This is a genomic window from Tabrizicola flagellatus (assembly GCF_046295235.1).
GTDB classification, from domain to species: Bacteria; Pseudomonadota; Alphaproteobacteria; order Rhodobacterales; family Rhodobacteraceae; genus Tabrizicola; species Tabrizicola flagellata_A.
Window position 1 is genome coordinate 1 of record NZ_JBKBLV010000050.1, and the last position, 20104, is coordinate 20104.

22 protein-coding genes are annotated in these 20104 nt (G+C 66.5%); 11 read left to right on the forward strand and 11 right to left on the reverse strand.

Annotated features, from left to right (window positions below):
- The first annotated feature begins 40 nt into the window (after nt 1-40).
- Nucleotides 41-760: a DNA repair protein RecO gene (recO, locus tag ACK4IU_RS16735; RefSeq protein WP_409737415.1), complete on the forward strand. Its 720-nt coding sequence runs from the start codon at nt 41-43 to the stop codon at nt 758-760.
- 62 nt (nt 761-822) lie between these two features.
- Entirely contained in the window at nt 823-2040 is a 1218-nt protein-coding gene (locus tag ACK4IU_RS16740) for an MFS transporter (RefSeq protein ID WP_409737356.1), read from the forward strand.
- A gap of 80 nt (nt 2041-2120) precedes the next feature.
- Here ACK4IU_RS16740 and ACK4IU_RS16745 read toward each other — a convergent pair whose 3' ends face one another.
- The 3 genes from ACK4IU_RS16745 to ACK4IU_RS16755 all read right to left on the reverse strand — a co-directional run bounded on the left by ACK4IU_RS16745 (nt 2121) and on the right by ACK4IU_RS16755 (nt 5507).
- Nucleotides 2121-3134 carry an SDR family oxidoreductase gene (locus ACK4IU_RS16745; RefSeq protein WP_409737359.1) on the reverse strand — a complete coding sequence of 338 codons (1014 nt, stop codon included), beginning with the start codon at nt 3132-3134 and terminating at the stop codon, nt 2121-2123.
- 80 nt (nt 3135-3214) lie between these two features.
- Entirely contained in the window at nt 3215-4876 is a 1662-nt protein-coding gene (locus ACK4IU_RS16750) for an acyl-CoA dehydrogenase family protein (protein WP_409737362.1), read from the reverse strand.
- A 112-nt stretch (nt 4877-4988) separates the two neighbouring features.
- Nucleotides 4989-5507, reverse strand: coding sequence for a hypothetical protein (locus ACK4IU_RS16755; protein ID WP_409737364.1), 519 nt, complete (start codon nt 5505-5507; stop codon nt 4989-4991).
- A gap of 64 nt (nt 5508-5571) precedes the next feature.
- Between ACK4IU_RS16755 and ACK4IU_RS16760 the strand changes: the two genes are divergently transcribed.
- Nucleotides 5572-6342: a sulfite exporter TauE/SafE family protein gene (locus ACK4IU_RS16760; protein WP_409737367.1), complete on the forward strand. Its 771-nt coding sequence runs from the start codon at nt 5572-5574 to the stop codon at nt 6340-6342.
- 74 nt (nt 6343-6416) lie between these two features.
- Here the strand turns inward: ACK4IU_RS16760 and ACK4IU_RS16765 are convergent, their stop codons facing one another.
- On the reverse strand, nt 6417-8015 hold the full coding sequence (locus tag ACK4IU_RS16765; RefSeq protein WP_409737370.1) for a phosphoenolpyruvate carboxykinase: 1599 nt from the start codon (nt 8013-8015) through the stop codon (nt 6417-6419).
- 358 nt (nt 8016-8373) lie between these two features.
- Here ACK4IU_RS16765 and ACK4IU_RS16770 point away from each other — a divergent pair, with 358 nt between their 5' ends.
- From ACK4IU_RS16770 to ACK4IU_RS16800, 7 genes are read left to right on the forward strand one after another with little or no spacing between them, the layout of a single operon-like run.
- Nucleotides 8374-9075, forward strand: coding sequence for a response regulator transcription factor (locus ACK4IU_RS16770; protein ID WP_137111551.1), 702 nt, complete (start codon nt 8374-8376; stop codon nt 9073-9075).
- A gap of 12 nt (nt 9076-9087) precedes the next feature.
- The gene (locus ACK4IU_RS16775; RefSeq protein WP_409737374.1) at nt 9088-10782 is read left to right on the forward strand and encodes a sensor histidine kinase; all 1695 of its coding nucleotides are present in this window, start codon (nt 9088-9090) and stop codon (nt 10780-10782) included.
- Nucleotides 10779-11207, forward strand: coding sequence for an HPr kinase/phosphorylase (locus ACK4IU_RS16780; protein ID WP_409737377.1), 429 nt, complete (start codon nt 10779-10781; stop codon nt 11205-11207). Before ACK4IU_RS16775 ends, ACK4IU_RS16780 begins: the two co-directional genes overlap by 4 nt.
- 17 nt (nt 11208-11224) lie before the next feature.
- Nucleotides 11225-12139 carry an RNase adapter RapZ gene (rapZ, locus tag ACK4IU_RS16785; protein ID WP_409737379.1) on the forward strand — a complete coding sequence of 305 codons (915 nt, stop codon included), beginning with the start codon at nt 11225-11227 and terminating at the stop codon, nt 12137-12139.
- Nucleotides 12136-12531, forward strand: a complete 396-nt coding sequence (locus tag ACK4IU_RS16790; protein WP_409737382.1) for a PTS sugar transporter subunit IIA — start codon at nt 12136-12138, stop codon at nt 12529-12531. The genes rapZ and ACK4IU_RS16790 overlap by 4 nt, the downstream gene beginning before the upstream one ends.
- A 9-nt stretch (nt 12532-12540) precedes the next feature.
- The gene (locus ACK4IU_RS16795) at nt 12541-12810 is read left to right on the forward strand and encodes an HPr family phosphocarrier protein (protein WP_409737385.1); all 270 of its coding nucleotides are present in this window, start codon (nt 12541-12543) and stop codon (nt 12808-12810) included.
- Nucleotides 12811-12857: 47 nt separating this feature from the next.
- On the forward strand, nt 12858-13742 hold the full coding sequence (locus ACK4IU_RS16800; protein ID WP_409737388.1) for a lysophospholipid acyltransferase family protein: 885 nt from the start codon (nt 12858-12860) through the stop codon (nt 13740-13742).
- 40 nt (nt 13743-13782) lie between these two features.
- On the opposite strand, the gene ACK4IU_RS16805 is transcribed toward ACK4IU_RS16800, so the two are convergent.
- Entirely contained in the window at nt 13783-14415 is a 633-nt protein-coding gene (locus tag ACK4IU_RS16805; RefSeq protein WP_409737390.1) for a hypothetical protein, read from the reverse strand.
- A 27-nt stretch (nt 14416-14442) separates the two neighbouring features.
- A complete protein-coding gene (locus ACK4IU_RS16810) occupies nt 14443-15318 on the reverse strand; it encodes a 3-hydroxybutyryl-CoA dehydrogenase (RefSeq protein ID WP_409737393.1) in 876 nt (291 codons plus the stop codon).
- A gap of 159 nt (nt 15319-15477) precedes the next feature.
- Here ACK4IU_RS16810 and ACK4IU_RS16815 point away from each other — a divergent pair, with 159 nt between their 5' ends.
- Complete coding sequence (locus ACK4IU_RS16815) at nt 15478-16299, forward strand: DUF6473 family protein (protein ID WP_409737396.1); 822 nt, start codon at nt 15478-15480, stop codon at nt 16297-16299.
- Nucleotides 16300-16352: 53 nt separating this feature from the next.
- Here the strand turns inward: ACK4IU_RS16815 and ACK4IU_RS16820 are convergent, their stop codons facing one another.
- From ACK4IU_RS16820 to ACK4IU_RS16840, 5 genes are all read right to left on the reverse strand, one after another.
- The gene (locus ACK4IU_RS16820) at nt 16353-17279 is read right to left on the reverse strand and encodes an electron transfer flavoprotein subunit alpha/FixB family protein (RefSeq protein WP_409737399.1); all 927 of its coding nucleotides are present in this window, start codon (nt 17277-17279) and stop codon (nt 16353-16355) included.
- Between the two features lies 1 nt (nt 17280).
- Entirely contained in the window at nt 17281-18042 is a 762-nt protein-coding gene (locus ACK4IU_RS16825; RefSeq protein ID WP_409737402.1) for an electron transfer flavoprotein subunit beta/FixA family protein, read from the reverse strand.
- A 198-nt stretch (nt 18043-18240) separates the two neighbouring features.
- Entirely contained in the window at nt 18241-18813 is a 573-nt protein-coding gene (locus ACK4IU_RS16830; protein WP_409737405.1) for a cob(I)yrinic acid a,c-diamide adenosyltransferase, read from the reverse strand.
- 2 nt (nt 18814-18815) lie between these two features.
- On the reverse strand, nt 18816-19019 hold the full coding sequence (locus ACK4IU_RS16835; RefSeq protein WP_409737408.1) for a twin transmembrane helix small protein: 204 nt from the start codon (nt 19017-19019) through the stop codon (nt 18816-18818).
- Between the two features lie 116 nt (nt 19020-19135).
- Nucleotides 19136-19882 carry a class II aldolase and adducin N-terminal domain-containing protein gene (locus ACK4IU_RS16840; RefSeq protein ID WP_409737411.1) on the reverse strand — a complete coding sequence of 249 codons (747 nt, stop codon included), beginning with the start codon at nt 19880-19882 and terminating at the stop codon, nt 19136-19138.
- Between the last annotated feature and the right edge of the window lie 222 nt (nt 19883-20104).

The window sequence follows — 20104 nt, forward strand, 5'->3', positions numbered from 1 at the left end:
CCGCTTGCGCCGGCCGCGCCCCGCGCCGATAGTCCGGCGCATGGACTGGCGCGACGAGGGCGTGATCCTGGCCATGCGCCCGCATGGCGAGACCGCCGCGATCATCGAGGTGCTGACGGCCGGGCATGGCCGGCATGCGGGCGTGGTGCGCGGTGGCGCCTCGCGCCGGATGGCGCCCGTGTTGCAGCCGGGCACGGGCGTGCGGCTGGACTGGCGGGCGCGGCTGGACGAGCATCTGGGGGTCTTCACGGTCGAGCCGGTGCAGAGCCGGGCGCATCTTCTGGAAGACCGGCTGGCGCTTGCGGGGCTCTTGTCGGCCTGCGCCCTGCTGCGCGCCGCCCTGCCGGAACGCGAGCCGCATCCCGGGCTCTGGTCCGAAACGCTGACCCTTCTCGACGCGCTGGGGGCCGAGGGCTGGACCGCCATCTATCTGCGCTGGGAACTGCGGCTGCTGGAAGAGCTGGGCTTCGGCCTTGACCTGACCGCCTGTGCGGTGACGGGCGCGCGGGAAGGGCTGGCCTACGTCAGCCCCAGGACCGGGCGGGCGGTGACCCGCGCGGCCGCGGGGGACTGGGCCGACCGGCTGTTGCCCCTGCCGCCGACGCTGGCCGGGACCGGGCCGATGGACGCCGGGGACCTTGCGCAGGGGCTGCGGTTGACCGGCCATTTCCTTGACCGCGGGCTGCGACCGATCCTCCAGGACCGACCGCTTCCCGAGGCGCGGTCGCGGCTGGTGGACCTGATCGCCCGACAGGCCTGAACCGACCGGACATGTCGCCTTTGTGACAGACGGAACCCGGACCCGCCCGTCCAAGTGGCGCCATGGCCTACCGTTACATTCCGCTGGCGCTGCGCCACAGCCCGACCCCGAGGATCGAGCATTTCGCGCTGCTGTCGGGCCTCGATGCCTCGATCCGCGGCATGCTGATCTCGACCATGCCGCTGGTGGTCTATGACGCGCTGGGCGATGCGCAGGCGACCTCGGTGGTGTTCTTCGTCGCGGGGATCGTGGCGCTGGTCTGGGGGCTGATGGTGCCCTGGGCCACGCGCTGGATCCCGAGGCGCTGGGCCTATACCGGGGGGGGCTGCCTGTATCTGGTGGGAAACACGCTGGGGGCCATCGGCACGGTCTGGTCGGTGCCGCTGGCGCTGATCTGCAACGCGATGGCGACGGTCACGATCTTCGTCTGCCTGAACGCCTATGTGCTGGACTATGTGGACCGCGAAAACCTAGGTCGCAGCCAGTCCACCCAGATGGTCTATGCCGCCGCCCCCTGGGCCATCGGGCCGATGACGGGGGTCTGGCTGTATCATCACGTCCATGCGCTGCCCTTCCTGGCCTCTGGAGCCTTTGCGGCCATCCTCCTCGTCACCTTCTGGGTGCTGCGGCTGGGCAACGGCAAGCAGATCGCGCGGGCGAAGCGGCCGGCGGTGAACCCCCTGGGCTATCTCGGCCGGTTCTTCAGCCAGCCGCGGCTGATCGCGGGCTGGATGTTCGCGGTGATGCGCAGCTGCGGCTGGTGGGTCTATGTCGTCTATCTGCCGATCTTCTGTATCGAGGCGGGCCTGGGCGACAAGGTGGGGGGCATCGCGCTGTCGATCACCAACGCAACCCTGTTCGCGGCCCCCGCGCTGAACCGGCTGGCGCGCCGGCTGTCGGTGCGCCGGTCCGTCCGGCTGGCCTTCGGCGCCTGCGGGACGCTGTTCCTGGCAGCGGGGCTGCTGGCCTTCCTGCCCTGGCTGACGGTCGCGCTGGTCATGTCGGCCTCGATCTTCCTCGTCACGCTGGACGTGGTCGGGGGCCTGCCCTTCCTGATGTCGGTCAAGCCATCCGAGCGCACCGAGATGTCGGCGGTCTATTCCAGCTTCCGCGACGTGTCCTCGATCCTGACGCCGGGCCTCGCCTGGCTGGTGCTGTGGGTCGCGCCCCTGCCGGGGATCTTCGTCGCCGCCGGGCTGGGACTTCTGGCCTCCTGGGCGGTGGCGGGGCAGCTGCATCCCCGGCTGGGGGTGGCGCGGCCCTCGCGCGGGGGGGCGTGAAGCGCATCCTGCGGAACCTGGCAGTCACGTCGCGCGGCGCGTCGGGCGAGCAGGAGACGCCGTGGAGCGCCGAGCGGCAGTCAGGACCAGACCTTGCCGTGCCTGACCAGCCAATCGGCCGCCGCAAGCAGCGCCGCCTTGGGCGCGATGAACTCCATCTCCATCTCCCCGACCGCGCGGACGTTCGACACCCGCTCCAGATGGCCGAGCTTGGGCAGGATCGAGCGGATGTCGGGATCGAACAGCGCCAGGATCCGAAACACGGCCTTCGGCGCCTCGCGGGCAGGAATGCGGCGTGTCGGGTAGGCGGCCTTGAGCGTGCGGCCCATGTCCACGAACGCCATCGAGCCGGACGCCGCAAGATAGCGCCGCCCCTCGGTCTCGGGGCGTTGCAGCGCGCGCAGGTGCATCTCTGCCACGTCGCGGACATCGACGACGGGCAGGCCCATGGGCGGCAGCATCGGATCCTTGCCCTTCAGGAACCGTTCGATCAGGGCCAGGGACGAGCCGTAGTTTTCGTCCAGCGGCGGCCCGAGGACGAGGCCGGGGTTGATCGTGGTCAGGCGCAGACCGCGGGCCTTGGCGATCTCCCAGGCGGCCCGTTCCGCAAGCGTCTTGGACTTGGCATAGGGTGTGGTCGTGGGCAGGTGCACATCGCACCAGTCGGCCTCGTCCTGAAGCGTATCGGGCTTGGCTTCGTTCAGGACCGCGACGGTCGATGAGGTCAGCACCACCCGCGTCACCCCGGCGGCCGCTGCCGCCTTCAGGACGCGCTCGGTGCCCTCGACCGCCGGGCGGATCACCGTGGCGGGATCCTTCGGCTGGGCGATGGGGAAGGGCGATGCGGTGTGGACCAGGGCCGTCACGCCCTGCATGGCCTCGGCCCAGCCGGTATCGTCTTCAAGATCGGCCTGGACGAAGCCAAGCGTGCCGGCCGTTTCGGTGAGATAGGGGGCAAGCGCAGCCCGGACCTCGTCGGCGCGGTCCATGCGGCGCAGCGTTCCCCGGACCGCGTAGCCGGCGTTCAGGAGCTTCAGCGCGACCTGCTTGGCGATGAAGCCGGAGCTTCCCGTCAGAAGAACGGTCCCTGCCATCCGGTCGCCCTTGTCTTTACACTGTCAACCTGCACCCGATATGGGTCAGTCTGACAAGCCGACAAGTCGGTGGCAACAGGCTACTCGAGAAGGCGACGTGCGATCACCTGCGCCTGGATCTCGGCGGCGCCCTCGAAGATGTTCAGGATGCGGGCATCGCACAGGATCCGACTGATCCGGTATTCCAGCGCGAACCCGTTGCCGCCGTGGATCTGGAGCGCGTTGTCGGCGCTGGCCCAGGCCACGCGGGCGCCGAGAAGCTTGGCCATCCCGGCTTCGAGGTCGCAGCGCTTGTCGTGGTCCTTCTGCCAGGCCGAGAAATAGGTCAGCTGACGTGCGATCATGATCTCGACCGCCATCATGGCCAGTTTCGACTCGATGCGCGGGAACTCGATCAGGCTCTTGCCGAACTGCTTGCGGTCCTCGGCATACTGCATCCCCGTCTCCAGCGCCGATTGCGCGACGCCGATTGCCCGCGCGCCGGTCTGGATGCGGGCGGACTCGAAGGTCTGCATCAACTGCTTGAAGCCCTGGCCTTCGACCTGGCCCAGAAGGTTCTCGCCCTTCACCCGGAAGTCGTCGAAGTTGACGGTATATTCCTTCATGCCACGATAGCCGAGCACCTCGATCTCGCCGCCCGACAGGCCGGGATCGACAAATGGCGTCTCGTCGGTGCCGGGAGTCTTTTCGGCGAGGAACAGCGACAGGCCGCGGTAATCGGTGGTGCCCTCGACCGACCGCGCGAGGACGGTCATGACATGGGTCCGGGCCGCGTGGGTAATCCAGGTCTTGTTGCCGGTGATGATCCAGTCGTCCCCCGCCTTCCGCGCCCGGGTGCGCAAGCTGCCAAGGTCCGAGCCGGTGTTCGGTTCGGTAAAGACCGCCGTGGGCAGGATTTCCCCGGAGGCCAGGCCGGGAAGCCATTTCGCCTTCTGCTCCTCGGTGCCGCCGCAAAGGATCAGTTCGGCGGCGATTTCGGACCGGGTGCCGAGGGAGCCGACGCCGATATAGCCGCGGCTGAGTTCTTCGGAGACGACGACCATCGAGGCTTTCGACAACCCGAAGCCGCCGTAAGCCTCGGGAATGGTCAGACCGAAGACGCCCATCCCGGCCAGTTCCTCGATCACCTCCATCGGGATCAGCTCGTCCTTCAGGTGCCAGTCATGGGCACGGGGGATGATCTTTTCGTCGGCATAACGGCGGAACTGGTCGCGGATCATCTCCAGTTCCTCGTCCAGCCCGGTGGCCCCGAAGGTCGCCCGCCCATGGTTGTCGCGCATCAGGGCCACGAGGGCGTGGCGGGCCGCCGGCGTATTGCCCTGAGCCATCAGTCTGGCTGCGGCGGGGCCGGGGCTCCAGGTCATCCCGAGGTCGGAGAGGCGGGCGAATTCGGTCTGGCTCATCGGGATGCCGCCCGAAATCTGGCTCAGGTATTCCCCGAAGCCGATTTGCAGGATCAGGCTCTCCATCTCGCCCAGTTTCCCGGCCTCCGACAGCCGGTCGGCCCAGGCGTCGATCTGGCGCAGGGCCTCGACACAGGTTGCCAGCCAGGCGAGCGCGTGGGCCTGGTATTGCCGGGCTTCGAGCGCCTGGTTCGACACCTTGCCCCCGGCAGAGACCTGCGCCTTCAGCCCCTCGCGGGCGGCCGCCAGCAGCGCCTCGATCTCGGGCAGGGCGGCCTTGGTCAGCGTCTTCAGGTCGGAAAGGATCGGGCTCTGGGTCATCGGCTGTCCATCGGGCATGGGTCGGCTCCAGCGAGATTCTGCACCTGCGAAGGGGTAGCGCCTTCGCAACGGCAGCGCAACAAGATTTCAATCATGCTTCCAGCAAGGATCGAAAATGTCGCAGACGTTTTCAGGAGATCGCGCCGCAGGCTTGCGCAATCCCGGGGAGGGCAGCAGCTGGGACGACCTCGAATTCAACGCTATAGAGGCGCTTTTCCCAGGCCCAGGCTTCAAAGCGCCAGATGCCGGGGAGAAGTTCGTCCTCGCGGTCAAAACGGAAGAAGCCGAACTGGTCGCCCATGTCGGTAAAGCTTGACTGCCAGGTTTCGGGGGTGGTGGCACCGGGACGGTAAACGCGCATTTCGCCCGACAGGGACAGGCCCGGGGTCAGTCGCGACTTGACTCCGAAGGCGATGCCGATCCGTGCGGGGACGACGCGGACGTCGGGCCAGTGGAAGTCGATTTCACCATCAGGGACGTGAATCCAGCCCGACAGCGTGCCGGGGGCTGGTCGCTGATCCATGGCTTGCAAGGCGCAGAAGACGCCCGCTTGCAGGCTGGCGACCTCGGGTCCGGTCTGGGGTGCGGCGGGCTCGGCGCCAAGTGGCGCGGAGAGGGTAAGGAAGAGTGTCAGCGCAAATGGTCTCATTCGGGACTCCCGGGCCTTTCCCCCGCCGCCCGACTGCGCCACAAGGGGCCGGAAAGGGCAAGTCATGTTCGATCTGGTCTCTGGCGGCCTGTCGGGTCAGGCCTTCGCGGCGGCGCTGGCGGTGACGCTGTTCGCGGGCTTCGTCAAGGGCGCGGTGGGCTTTGCCATGCCGATGATCCTGGTTTCGGCCTTTGCGGTCTTCCTGCCGCAGGACCTGGCCCTGGCCGGTCTGATCCTGCCGACGCTGGTAACGAACCTCAGCCAGGCGTTCCGGCAGGGCGCGGGTCCGGCGGTGGACACGGCGTGGGCCTACCGGCGCTTCCTTGTGGCGACGGTGGGATGCATCGCCGTCTCGGCGCCCTTTGCCGATGTGATCCCGAGGGCAGTCTATCTCCTGATGCTGGGCATCCCGATTTCCGTCTTCGCCGCGCTGCAACTCGCGGGACGGAGCCTTGCGATCCCGCTGCGGAACCGTGGTGGGGCAGAGTGGGCTCTTGGGGTAGTCGGCGGGCTGTACGGCGGAGTATCGGGCATCTGGGGCCCGCCGCTATTGGTACTGCTCTTGTCCACCGGGGCGGACAAGCTGACGATGATCCGCGCGCAAGGCGTGGTGTTCCTGATCGGGGCGGTGGCGCTGCTGGTATCGCACCTCGGGACCGGGTTGGCCAACGGGGCCAGCCTGGGCTTCTCGGCGGCGCTGGCGGTTCCGGCGCTGGTGGGGCTTTACGCGGGCTATCGGGTGCAGGACCGGCTGGACCAGGCGCGGTTCCGGCGCATGACGCAGGCTCTGCTGGTTGTCACTGGGCTGAACATGGTCAGGCTGGCGCTGATGTGACCGCTCGTCGATGACTTCGTCACTCCTCGCTGGCGGCCAGCGAAGAGGAGACGAAGTCGAACGATGAGCGTTGGTCAGCCGATGGCGGCGGCCTTCACGTCGGCGTCGATGAAGGGCACATACTGGGCGAAGTTCTTCTGGAACATGGCCACCAGCTTTGCCGCCTGTGCGTCGTACTCATTCGCACTGGTCCAGGTTTCGCGCGGGTTCAAGAGGCCCTCGGCCACACCGGGGACCGAGACCGGCACGTCGAAGCCGAAGTTCGGATCGCGGCGGAATTCGCCCTTGGCCAGCGAGCCGTCCAGTGCGGCGGCCAAAAGCGCGCGGGTGGCCCGGATCGGCATCCGCCGCCCCGTGCCGTAGGCGCCGCCGGTCCAGCCGGTGTTCACCAGCCAGCACGAGGCGCCGTGCTTGGCGATCTTCTGTTGCAGGAGCTTGCCGTACACCTCGGGCCGACGCGGCATGAAGGGCGCGCCGAAGCAGGTAGAGAAGGTGGGCTGCGGCTCGGTGATGCCACGTTCGGTTCCGGCGGCCTTGGAGGTGAAGCCGGAGAGGAAGTGATACATCGCCTGCGCGGGCGACAGCCGCGCGATGGGGGGCAACACGCCGAAGGCATCGCAGGTCAGCATCACCACATGGCGCGGATGGCCGCCAAGCCCGGTGGCGCTGGCGTTCGAAATCGCCTCGAGCGGGTAGGCGCAGCGGGTGTTTTCCGTCAGGCTGCGGTTGGAAAAGTCCAATTCCAGCGTTTCGGGGTCATAGACCATGTTTTCCACCACGGTGCCGAAGCGGTGGGTGGTGGCGTAGATCTCGGGCTCGGCCTCGGGCGACAGGTCGATGGTCTTGGCGTAGCAGCCGCCCTCGAAGTTGAAGATGCCGCGGTCCGACCAGCCGTGTTCGTCGTCGCCGATCAGCGTGCGGTCGGGGCTGGCGGAGAGCGTGGTCTTGCCGGTGCCGGACAGGCCGAAGAACACCGCCGCATCGACCGGATTGCCGATGGCGTGGTTGGCGCTGCAATGCATCGGCATCACGCCCTTTTCCGGCAACAGGTAGTTGAGGACGGTGAAGACCGCCTTCTTGTTCTCGCCCGCGTAGGCAGTGTTGGCGATCAGCACGGTCTTTTCGTCGAAGTTCAGGACGATGGCGGTTTCCGTCCGCGTGCCATGCCTGGCCGGATCGGCCTTGAAGCTGGGCAGGTTGATGACCGTCCATGCCGGGGTGAAACCGTCCAGTTCCTCGCGCGCAGGGCGGCGCAGCAGGTGGCGGATGAAAAGGCCGTGCCAGGCAAGCTCGGTCACGACGCGCACGTCGAGCCGATGGATCGGATCGGCCCCGGCGTAGAGGTCCTGCACGAAGACCTCGCGTCCCTGCATGTGCGCCAGCATGTCGGCCTTGAGTCGGGCATAGGCCTCTGGCGCCATGGCGGCGTTGTTGTCCCACCAGATCGTTTCTTCCGTGGTCGCGGTGCGGACGACGAACTTGTCCTTGGGCGAGCGCCCGGTGAACTGGCCGGTGGAGCAGAGGAAGGCCCCGCCGCGACCGAGGCGGCCCTCGCCCCGGACGACTGCGGCCTCGACCAGCCCTGACTCGGCATAGTTGTAGTGGGCTACCGCCACACCCGTAATGCCTTGCGTCTCGAGCGTCTGGTTGGGGTTCACGCGTCCCTGGGTCATCCTGCAAGCTCCCGTTGCCGCAAGCCGCTTGCGGCTGTTCAGATGGGTCGGCATCCGGGCCAATGAATGCCGTGACAAACCCTTGTGGGGGTCGGCCATGAAGGGCCTATAGCATGAGATTTTTGCACGGGAACAGCGTGTTTTCAAACAGTTAGCGCAATCATTCCGGCGTTAGCGCCACCATGCGCAGGTAAAGGCCGATAGCGGGGAGGATTGTTGTAGGCATGGGCGAAATTGCCACCACCCCCGCCATTGTTTGGGGGTGATTCGGATTTCTGTTGATTATCGCTGCCTCAGCCCCGAAAATGCTTGCAAAATAACGACAAGGCAGCTGCAGCAGTATTAGGGAGGCACGAAGATGTCCCGCATCGCGCTGGTCGACGATGACCGGAATATCCTGACCTCGGTCGCCATGACCCTGGAAGCCGAAGGGTTCGAGGTCGAGACCTACAACGACGGCCAGTCCGCATTCGAGGCGTTCAGCCGCCGGATGCCCGACATGGCGGTCCTCGACATCAAGATGCCGCGCATGGACGGGATGGACCTGTTGCAGCGCATGCGGCAGAAGACCTCGATCCCGGTTATCTTCCTGACCTCGAAGGATGACGAGATCGACGAGGTCTTGGGCCTGCGGATGGGCGCGGACGACTATGTGAAGAAGCCCTTCAGCCAGCGCCTGCTGGTCGAACGCATCCGCGCGCTGCTGCGCCGGCAGGAGGCGATCAACACCGGCGAGGCCGCGGCCACCGAAGAGACCCGGATGATGGAGCGGGGCGCTCTGCGCATGGACCCGCTGCGCCATTCGGTGACCTGGAAGGGCAAGGAGGTTGCGCTTACCGTGACCGAGTTCCTGCTGTTGCAGGCGCTGGCGCAGCGGCCCGGCTTCGTGAAATCGCGCGACCAGCTGATGGACGTGGCCTATGACGACCAGGTCTATGTCGACGATCGCACCATCGACAGCCACATCAAGCGGCTGCGCAAGAAGATGCGGTCGGTCGACGACACATTTTCGGCCATCGAAACGCTGTACGGTATCGGCTATCGCTACAACGAAGAGTGATGGCCACCCGTAATGTCCTCGACGCCGCGGATTGCTCCCAACGACCTTAGACCCAAACGGTCGGGCGACGTTCTTCTGGGCGAGGACTGGGTTTCGCCCGATGCCACCGTCGAGCGGCTTAAGGAAGGCCGCAGCGGTCGCAGCATCGTTGGGCTGAACCGCTCGCCCCTGGCGCGTAAGATCATCGTCTTCAATCTCACGGCGCTGGTCCTGCTGGCCGTGGGCGTCCTCTTCATGAACCCGTTCCGCGACAGCCTGGCCCTGCAACGCCAGCTGGGCATGGTGCGGCAGGCCGAACTGATCGCCTCGGTCTACGAGGCGCACCTGCGGACCGGCAATACCGGGTTCGACTTCCGCGTGCCCTTGCAGGACATCGAGCTTGACCCGGTGCTGGAGGTTTTCGTCTTCGATCCGACCGGCCGGCTTCTGGCCTCGCGCGTCGGGCAGGGGACCGGGACGCTGGTGCCGAATCCGGGCCAACCCACCTTCCTGACCGACTTCCTGGAAAGCGTCTGGGATGTCGTCACCGTGCTGTTCCGGCAGGGCCGGCAACCCGTGACCGAGACGATCGACCCGGCCGACAATGCGCGCGCGGCGTTCGAGGGGGCACGCGGCGGCGAGGTGGTCACCCGCGTGACCCGGAACGGCGAAGGCAGCATGTATTTCACCGTCGCCACGCCGATATCGGTTGCAGGCGACCTGGTGGGTGTGGTCGCCATAACCTCGAACAGCGAGGAGATCGACCGCCTGGTGCGCTACGAGCGCGAGCAGGTGCTGCAGATGTTCCTCCTTGCCGTGGTGCTGTCGATCAGCCTCAGCCTGATGCTGGCCTCGACCATCTCGAACCCCTTATCCGACCTGGCCGCCGCCGCCGAGGTGGGCCGCGACCGCGACTCGCGCCGGGTGGCGCCCAGCCGCGTCCGTATCCCCGACCTGGCCGCCCGGCCCGACGAGATCGGGCGGCTGTCGGTCGCCATGCGCGGCATGGTGGCCGCGCTCTATGACCGGATCGACGCCAACGAGCAGTTCGCGGCCGATGTGGCGCACGAGATCAAGAACCCGCTGGCCTCGCTGCGGTCGGCCGTGGGCTCCTTGCGCTTCGTCAAGAAGGACGAACACCGCGACAAGCTTCTTGACGTGATCGAACACGACGTGCGGCGTCTCGACCGGCTGGTCAGCGACATCTCGAACGCCTCGCGGCTGGATTCGGAACTGGTCAAGGAGGAGGAAGAGGAGTTCAACCTGCTCAAGACCCTCTCGAACCTTTGCCAGTATCTGTCGCAGCAGGCGGGCGAGAAGGGGGTCGATTTCATCATCGACCTGCCGCCCGAGCCGATCAGCATCCACGGGCTCGAGGCGCGGCTGGCGCAGGTCTTCGTGAACCTCATCACCAACGCGATTTCGTTCTGCGAGGACGGAGACGCGGTGCGCGTCTGGGCACGGCGGCGCGAGAACCGGGTGCTGGTCGTGGTCGAGGATACCGGCCCCGGCATCCCGGAACAGGCCCTGACCAAGGTGTTCAAGCGCTTCTATTCCGAACGGCCCCAGTCCGAGTTCGGCAAGCATTCCGGCCTGGGCCTGGCCATCTCCAAGCAGATCGTCGAGGCGCATGGCGGGGTGATCTGGGCCGAGAACATCCGCCCCACTGCCGCCGACCCGACCTCTGACCCGCTGGGCGCGCGCTTCGTCGTCGGCCTGCCGGTGTGAGCGGACCCGGCGACACCCTGCATGCCACCTGCGTGGCGGTGGGACAGAAGGGGTTGCTGATCCTCGGACCGTCCGGGTCGGGAAAGTCGGCGCTGGCCTTGCGGCTGATCGCGCTCGGGGCTCTCCTGGTGTCGGACGACCGGACCCGGGTCGAGGCGCGCGACGGCCGGCTCTGGGCAAGCTGTCCGAACCCCGATCTGGCAGGGCTGATCGAGGCGCGCGGGGTCGGCGTTCTGCGCGCGCCCGCGCAGGGCGAGACCGCCCTGGACCTGGCGGTGGACCTGGGCCAGGACGAACCCGACCGCCTGCCCGCGCGCCGCAGCCTCACGACACTGGGACATGCGCTTCCCCTTGTGCTGCATGCGCGAAATGACCATTTTCCCGACGCGCTGATGCTCTATCTTCGCCATGGACGTGAGGCATGACCGCCCAGGAATCCCGCATGACGTCAGACCCTGCGATGGATCATCACCTTGTCTTCGTTACCGGCCCCTCGGGCGCCGGGCGGACCACGGCGATCCGGGTGCTTGAGGATCTGGGTTACGAGGGGATCGACAACATTCCCCTGTCGCTGGTTCCGCGTCTGGTCGAGGGCGCGCCCCTGGGCCGGCCGATCGCGCTGGGCCTCGATGTGCGCAACCGCGACTTCAACACGACCTCGCTGATCGAACTGATCGACCGGCTGACCCGCGACCCGAGGGTCGAGCTGGAGGTGCTGTATCTCGACTGCGCGCCGGGCGTGCTGATCCAGCGGTTCTCCGAAACCCGGCGCCGCCATCCGCTGGCGCCCGACGAGACCCCGGCGCAGGGGGTGGAACGCGAGATCGACCTTCTGGCGCCGATCCGGGTCAGGGCCGACCACCTGATCGACACCACGGACCTCACCCAGCACGACCTGAAGGCCGAGATCGCCCGCCGGTTCGACGTGGGTGCGACGGGGCGGCTTTCGGTCTCGGTCCAGTCCTTCAGCTACAAGCGCGGCGTGCCGCGCGGGATGGACATGATCTTCGACTGCCGCTTCCTGGCCAATCCGCACTGGCAACCTGCCCTGCGCCCGCTCGACGGCCGTGATTCGGCGGTCGAATCCTTCGTGCGCGCCGATCCGCGTTTCGCGGAGTTCTTCCAGAGGGTGAAGGACCTGTTGCTGTTTCTCCTTCCGGCCCATCTGGACGAGGGCAAGGCGCATCTGGCGATCGGCTTCGGCTGCACCGGAGGGCAACACAGGTCCGTTGCCATGGCCGAAATGGTCGGTTCCGCGCTTGCAGAGGCGGGCTGGCCGGTGTCAAAACGGCACCGGGAACTGGAACGCAAGGCTGCGGCGATGCAGCCGGACGCAATGAAGGTGGCGGGCGCTTGATCGGAATCGTGATCGTGGCTCATGGCGGTCTGGCGCGCGAATATCTTTCGGCGGTGGAGCATGTCGTGGGCCGGCAGGACGGCGTCCGCGCCATTTCGATCGAGGATGACCATGACCGCAGCGCCAAGCAGGCGGAAATCTGCGCAGCCGCCGACGATGTCGACAAGGGTCAGGGCGTGGTTCTGGTGACCGACATGTTCGGCGGCTCGCCCTCAAACCTGTCGCTGCCCGCCTGTGCGGCCTCGGGGCGCAGGATCCTCTATGGCGCAAATCTGCCGATGCTGATCAAGCTGGCCAAGTCGCGCGACCTGCCGGTGCCCGAGGCCGTGGCCGCCGCCCTGGACGCGGGACGCAAGTATATCAACAGCCTCGACCTTGGCGGCGGGGCCTGAGGGACCAGGATGACCAGTCGAACCCTGCGCATCGTCAACGAAAAGGGCCTGCACGCCCGCGCCTCTGCCAAGTTCGTCGAAGTGGTCGAGGCGCATGACGCTCGCGCCACGGTCGCCAAGGACGGGATGGAGGTCTCGGGCGATTCGATCATGGGCCTTCTGATGCTGGGCGCCTCGCGGGGAACCTTGATCGACGTGACGTGCCAAGGCGAAGAAGCGGAGAAACTCGCCGATGCACTGGAGGCCCTTGTTGCGGCGCGCTTCGGAGAGGATTATTGAGGCGGATGCCCTGACTCGTTCCGGGCAGTTCCGGGGAACGCCGCTTCGTGACCGAACATAGCCACATCGCCGTCGAGGCGCCGCCCCCAGCCGTGTCCCCTTCGGCCCGGCAATATGACATGCGCCGGCTGTCCTATGCAGGGACTTTCAAGAACCCTTTCAAGGCCGGCACGATCCGCGCGATCGAATGGCTGACAGCCAAGGTCCAGCTTCTGCGCCTCATCCGCAGCTTCGAGAAATCCGGTGCACCGTTCGGCGCGCCATTCTGGCCCAAGGCGATCCGCCACATGGGCATCCGGATCGAGACCCCGCCTGAGGAAATCGCCCTGATCCCGGCGACCGGGCCGCTGGTCGTGGTGTCGAACCACCCCTCGGGCCTGGTGGACGGCATGGTCCTGGCCGAGATGGTCAATCGCGTCCGATCCGACTTCAAGATCCTGACCCGCAGCCTGCTGACCGGGATCCCTGAGGTCGAGGAGTTCATGATCCCCGTCCCCTTCCCGCACGAGGACAATGCCCGCGAACTTGGCCTTCAGATGCGGGACGAGACGATCAAGCACCTGAAGGCAGGCGGGGTCATCATCCTGTTCCCGGCGGGCAAGGTGGCGATGTCCGAAGGCTGGTGGGGTCCGGCGGTGGAAGGAGAATGGAACGTCTTCACCCACAAGATCGTCAAGTCCACTGGGGCGACGATCCTGCCGATCTACTTCCCCGGCCAGAACAGCCGCGCCTTCCAGATCGCCAACCAGCTGTCGGACACGCTGCGGCAGGGGCTATTGCTGTATGAGATCAAGCGGTGCCTCTTCAAGCCGACCCGCCCGGTGATCGGGGCGCCGATCCCGGCGGAGGAGCTGAAGAAGTGGGAGGGGAACCCGCGGGGGTTCCTGGCCTGGCTGCGCGAGCATACGCTGGGGTTGAAGGACCGGGCGTAGGGGGGGTGCAAACCCCGCACTCAACGTCCCATCCGTTCAGTTACGACAGTTCAAGTATTGTCCGCAGCGGCTCGCGGCATTCTGGGCAGCTTAGCAGCTTGAATGTTGAGAGATGCGGAATCTCAACAATGACGGCTCCATCTGGCGCACGGTAGCGGCGGAGCGAGGTGTCACCCCATCCCGATGCTATTGTCAGCTCGGCCTTGCCGCCGAGAAGGTCATTTGCGACGATGGCGGCTTCGGAACAGCAGGCGATTACTGTCTTCGGCCTTCTGAGTGAAAATGCCTGCCGCCAAAACTCTCTTCCTAAGGCTAAGGCCGCGTTCCGTTGGCCCGACGGTAGAGTCTTCCAGCGATTGCTACGGAAAGGTGCGACGGTCCCTGTAAGTATGTCCCGGGGCTTGAGTTTGATGAGTTCTGAAAGGGCGAGAAACTGTGCAGTTATTGGCGAGGCAGTAGTCGTTCGCTCGACTTCATACGAGTTGCCCCGTTCATCCGTAAGCGTGTCGAGTACCGCGCCGTGTGGTGGGCGACCGGGGTTCAGAGACAAGAATACGGTGTCTGATCGGCCAAGAGTTTCCCAAGGGACATAGAGGATCTTGTAGCCTTCGCTGAAGCCTAGTCGAGACGCCGCAGCGGCTATCCTTGAATTCCAAGTATCGTAGCTTTCCATTCTCTTGCTCCAGGCAAGGTTCAGCACCTACCGCGTCGGAACCGGCACCTCGCCCCGATAATCATAGAACCCCCGCTGCGTCTTCCGGCCCAGCCAGCCGGCCTCGACATACTTCGTCAGCAGGGGGCAGGGGCGATACTTGGTATCCGCCAGCCCCTCGTGCAGCACGTTCATGATCGACAGGCAGGTGTCCAGGCCGATGAAATCCGCCAGTTCCAGCGGCCCCATCGGGTGATTGGCGCCCAGCTTGAGAGACTGGTCGATCGACTGCACCGACCCCACGCCTTCGTACAGCGTGTAGACCGCCTCGTTGATCATCGGCATCAGGATGCGATTGACGATGAAGGCCGGGAAGTCCTCGGAACTCGAGGCGGTCTTGCCGAGCTTCTTCACCACCTCGTGCAGCGTCTCCCAGGTCTCCTGGTCGGTGGCGATCCCCCGGATCAGCTCCACCAGCTGCATCACCGGCACGGGGTTCATGAAGTGGAAGCCCATGAACTTTTCCGGCCGGTCGGTGCGGCTGGCCAGCCGCGTGATTGAAATGGACGAGGTGTTCGAGGTCAGGATCGTCGTGGGCTTCAGATGCGGCACCAGGTCCTCGAAGATCGCCTGTTTCACCGTCTCGCGTTCCGTCGCGGCCTCGATGATCAGGTCGCACTGGCCGAGGTCGGCCAGCTTCAGCGTGGTCTTGATCCGCTCCAGCGCGGCGCGCTTGTCGGCCGGCAGCACCTTGCCGCGCGCGACCTGGCGTTCGATGTTCTTCTCGATGGTGGCGAGCGCCTTGGTCAGGCTGTCCTCCGACACATCGTTCAGAAGCACGTCGTAGCCCGCAAGCGCGAAGACATGGGCGATCCCGTTGCCCATCTGCCCGGCGCCCACGACGCCCACCCGCTTGATCTCCATCGCCGCAACCTCCGTCTGACGTCCCGGTTATGCCCGCCCCGTCCGGCCCGCGCAAGCCGGGGGAAAATGCACCGGCTTTTACGCAATCGCCCGATTTTAGCCATTCGGCAACCAGCCTCCGCCACAGTTCCTTCCGGGTGACTGCAAACTGGTGGTGTGATGCTGCATCTCGATGCGGGCGCGGGGGCGCTCGACTATTCTCCGTGCCGCTATGGTGCCTCGCGGGCGTTGTTCCGGGGACCGGCACGCGATCTGACCCGGCCCTATGTGGCCGTGCTGGGCGGATCGGAAAGCTTCGGCAAATATGTCGCCCAGCCCTGGCCGGCACTGGTCGAGGCCGGGCTGGGGCAGACGGTCGTCAACCTGGCGGCGCAGAACGCGGGCCCCGACTTCTACCTGTCGGACCCCGCCGCGCTTGAGGTGGCTGCGCGCGCCCGGGTCGCGGTTGTCCAGGTGACGGGGGCCGAGGCGCTGTCGAACCCCTTCTACACCGTCCATGCCCGGCGCAACGACCGGTTCCTGGCCCCGACGTCCGCCCTGCGCGCCCTGTTCCCCGAGGTGGACCTTGCCGAGATCCATTTCACCCGCCATCTCCTGTCGGTCCTGCACCGCGCCGACCCTGTGCGCTGTTCCGTGGTGATCGAGGCGCTGCGCCGGACCTGGGTCGACCGGATGCGCCTGCTGCTGGCCCGGTTGCCCGAGCGGCGACTCCTGCTCTGGCTGACCGAACTCGCGCTGCCGTCCCGCGCCGTCTGGCCAGACCGGGCCCCCGTTTCGATCGACCGGGCTATGGTCGAGGCGCTGGCCGGCGAGGTGTCGGGGATCGTCGACCTTGTCCCCAGCCCACAGGCGCGCACGATGGCCCGGCTGGACATGATCTACCCCGAGACCGAGGCCGCCCAGGCCGCCTGCCTCCCGGGCGCGGCAGTCCATGCCGAGGTGGCGGCGCGGCTGGTGCCACGGGTCGCGGAACTGATGTAGAAAGGGCCGCCCGGGCGGGCGGCCCTTCTCCGGGCGAGCCAGGTCGCACGGCGTCAGAGCTTTTCGATCATCTCCGGCACGGCGGTGAACAGGTCGGCGACCAGGCCATAGTCGGCGACCTGGAAGATCGGCGCCTCTTCGTCCTTGTTGATCGCGACGATGACCTTGGAATCCTTCATCCCCGCCAGGTGCTGGATCGCCCCCGAGATGCCGACGGCCACATAGAGGTCCGGCGCCACGACCTTGCCGGTCTGCCCGACCTGCCAGTCGTTCGGCGCATAGCCGCTGTCAACGGCTGCGCGCGAGGCGCCGACCGCGGCGTTCAGCTTGTCGGCCAGCTTCTCGATCAGGTCGAAGCTTTCCTTCGACCCCACGCCGCGCCCGCCCGAGACGACGATCCCGGCCGAGGTCAGCTCGGGCCGGTCGGAGGAGGCCACCTTGTCCTCGACCCAGGCCGAGAGGCTGCCGTCCACGCTGGCCGAGACCTTCTCGACCGGCGCCGACCCGCCCTTGCCCGCCGCGTCGAAGGTCGCGGTGCGGATGGTCATGACCTTCTTCCCGTCCGAGGTCTTGACCGTCTGGATCGCGTTGCCGGCATAGATCGGCCGGTCGAAGGTCGATCCGTCATGCACGGCCAGGACTTCCGAGATGACCATGACATCCAGCAGCGCGGCCACGCGCGGCAGGACCGATTTCGACAGGGCACCCGAGGCGGCGACGATATGCTCGTAGTCGCCCGCAAGCGACACGATCAGCGCGGCGGTCGGCTCCGACAGGCCATGCGCATAGGCCCCGTCCTCGGCCAGGAGCACCTTGGCCACGCCGTCCAGCGTCGCGGCCTCTGCCGCGGCAGCGGCGGCATCCGGCCCGGCGACCAGAACCGCCACCGGCCCCAGCGATTTCACCGCGGTCAGCGCCTTGGCGACCTGGTCGGTCGCGAGTTTGCCGTCGATCACATCGGCAAGAAGAAGAACGGCCATCTCAGATCACCCCCGCTTCGTCCTTGAGTTTCGCGATCAGCTCGTCCACCGAGCCGACCTTCACGCCCGCCTTGCGACCCGCCGGTTCCACGGTCTTGACCACCGACAGCCGCGGCGAGACATCCACGCCGTAATCGGCCGGCGTCTTCGTGGCCAGCGGCTTGGCCTTGGCCTTCATGATGTTCGGCAGCGAGGCATAGCGCGGCTCGTTCAGGCGCAGATCGACGGTGATGATCGTCGGCATCTTCACCGTGATGGTCTGCAAACCGCCGTCCACTTCCCGGGTGACCTTGGCGCTGTCGCCCTCGATGGCGATCTCGCTGGCGAAGGTCGCCTGGCTCCAGCCCAGCAGCGCGGCCAGCATCTGACCGGTGGCGTTCATGTCGTTGTCGATGGCCTGCTTGCCGCAAAGCACCAGACCCGGCGCCTCTTCCTTCACCACGCCGGCGAGAAGCTTGGCCACGGCCAGCGGCTCGATGTCGGTATGCACATCCGTGGCCGCCTCGATCAGGATCGCCCGGTCGGCGCCCATCGCCAGCGCGTTGCGCAGGGTTTCCTGCGCCTGCTTGACGCCGATCGAGACGACGACGACCTCGGTCGCCACGCCCTTCTCCTTCAGGCGGATCGCCTCTTCCACCGCGATCTCGTCGAAGGGGTTCATGCTCATCTTGACGTTGGCGAGGTCAACCCCCGAGCCGTCCGCCTTGACCCGCACCTTGACGTTGTAGTCGATCACCCGCTTGACCGGGACCAATACCTTCATGGCCGCACTCCCTATCCGATGCGCGCCCCGAGGGCGCACAAGCCGCTGCCCGCCTGTTACCGGAAGGACGGGCTTCGCAACAGAGCAAATGCGACAGGTTGGCGCGACGCGACGCCGCGTTTTGATCGTCCGGGGCGATCAGCGCCGCGCCGACCGCCAAAGTTCCTCGCCGAAGAATTCTGGCCCGCGCCCGGCGGATCAGCGGGTCAGGCCCGGCACCCAGAGCACATCGGCCTTGCCATCGTCATTGGCGATGCGCCCGGCGACGAAGAACCAGTCCGACAGGCGGTTGAGATAGCGCACCGCTTCGGGGTTCACATCCTCCATCGTGGCGAGTTCGACCACCAGGCGCTCGGCCCGGCGGCAGACGGTGCGGCAGAGGTGCAGCTGCGCCGCCAGCACCGATCCGCCCGGCAGGATGAAACTGCGCAAGGGCGTCAGGCGGTCGTTCATCGCGTCGATCTCGCGTTCCAGCCGCGTGACCTGCCGCTCGATCATCCGCAGGGGCGTGTAGGACAGGGTCGCGTCCAGATGCCGGTCGGGCGTGCAGAGATCGGCGCCAAGGTCGAAAAGATCGTTCGAGATCCGCGTCAGCGCCTCGGCCATCTCGCCGCTGGCATGCAGCCGCGCGAGGCCCACCGTGGCATTGGTCTCGTCCACCGTGCCATAGGCCGAGACGCGCAAGGAATGCTTGGCGACCCTTGCGCCGTTGCCCAAGGCGGTTTCCCCGGCATCGCCGGTCTTGGTGTAGATCTTCGACAGGACGACCATGCTCAGGCCCTCGCGCGGAGCCAGGCGAAGGCGACGATGGCCACCACCGCCACGAACTGCACCCCCAGCCGCCAGCGCATGATGCGGTTGGCATTGCGCTTGTTGAACTCGCCGCCCCGGGCGAAGGTGCCGATCCCGAGCAACAGGATGCCAAGCACCACGAAACAGGCCACGGCGGCGAAGATGAACAGTGGATCGGACAGCATGGGCGCACTCCCTTTTGCGGTGATCTAGGCCAGCGAGACCCAAAAGCGAAGCCGAAAATTCCGCCGTCGCCCGGCCCAAGATTTTTCGGCGAAAAATCTTGGGCTTCCCCGCCCCGCTAGTCGGCGTAGCCGGGATCCTCGGCGTCGAGGATCGCCCCCAGTTCGCGCAGATGCGCCGCGGCGAAGCCCGGATAGTCCTCCCATTCCCGGGCAGTCTTCTCGGCGATCTCCTCGGGCAGGATGCGCAAGGCGCGTCCCGTCTGCAGCGCGCGGATATAGGTCTCGGCCGCACGCTCGAAATAGTAGAGCCGGTTGAAGGTCTCGGCCACGGTCCGCCCGATCACCAGGACGCCGTGGTTGCCCATCACCATGGCGGTGATCTTCGGGTCGGCCAGAAGCCGCGCGCAGCGTTCACCTTCGGCTTCAAAGGCCATGCCGCCGTAATGGTCGTCCACCACATGCCGGTTGTGGAACATCGCGGTGTTCTGGTCGATCGCCGGCAAGCGCGAATCGGCGAGGCTGGCCAGGACCGTGGCATGGACGGAATGGACATGCATCACGCAGACCGCGTGGGGGCAGGCACGGTGGATCGCGCCGTGCAGGCCCCATGCGGTCGGGTCGGGGGCGTCAGGGCGACGCATGGTCGCGGGGTCGTTCGCGTCGATCTCGACCAGGGACGAGGCGGTGATCCGGCTGAAATGCCGCCCGTTCGGGTTTATCAGGAACCGCGTGCCTTCCGGGTTCACCGCCAGCGAGAAATGATTGGCCACCGCCTCGTGCAGGTTCAGCCGCACAGCCCAGCGGAACGCGGCCGCCAGGTCCTGCCGCAGGTCGATATGTGTCAGGTTGATGTGACGGTTCATGACGTCCCCTCGCCGCGAATCGGCCTTTCAGCAGACAAAGGGCTGCTTTTAGCCGCGAAATAGGTTAACAGACTGGGTGTCCGAGTCACAGCCACTGGACGGACCCGGCGTTCAACCCTGAAGTGCGGGCAACCGCCCGGCGGGGCAACTCTGGCTTGAATGTGGCAGGGTAACGATGATTTTCCTGCAAGTTTCCTTTATTCGGGCGAAAGCTCTCCGCAT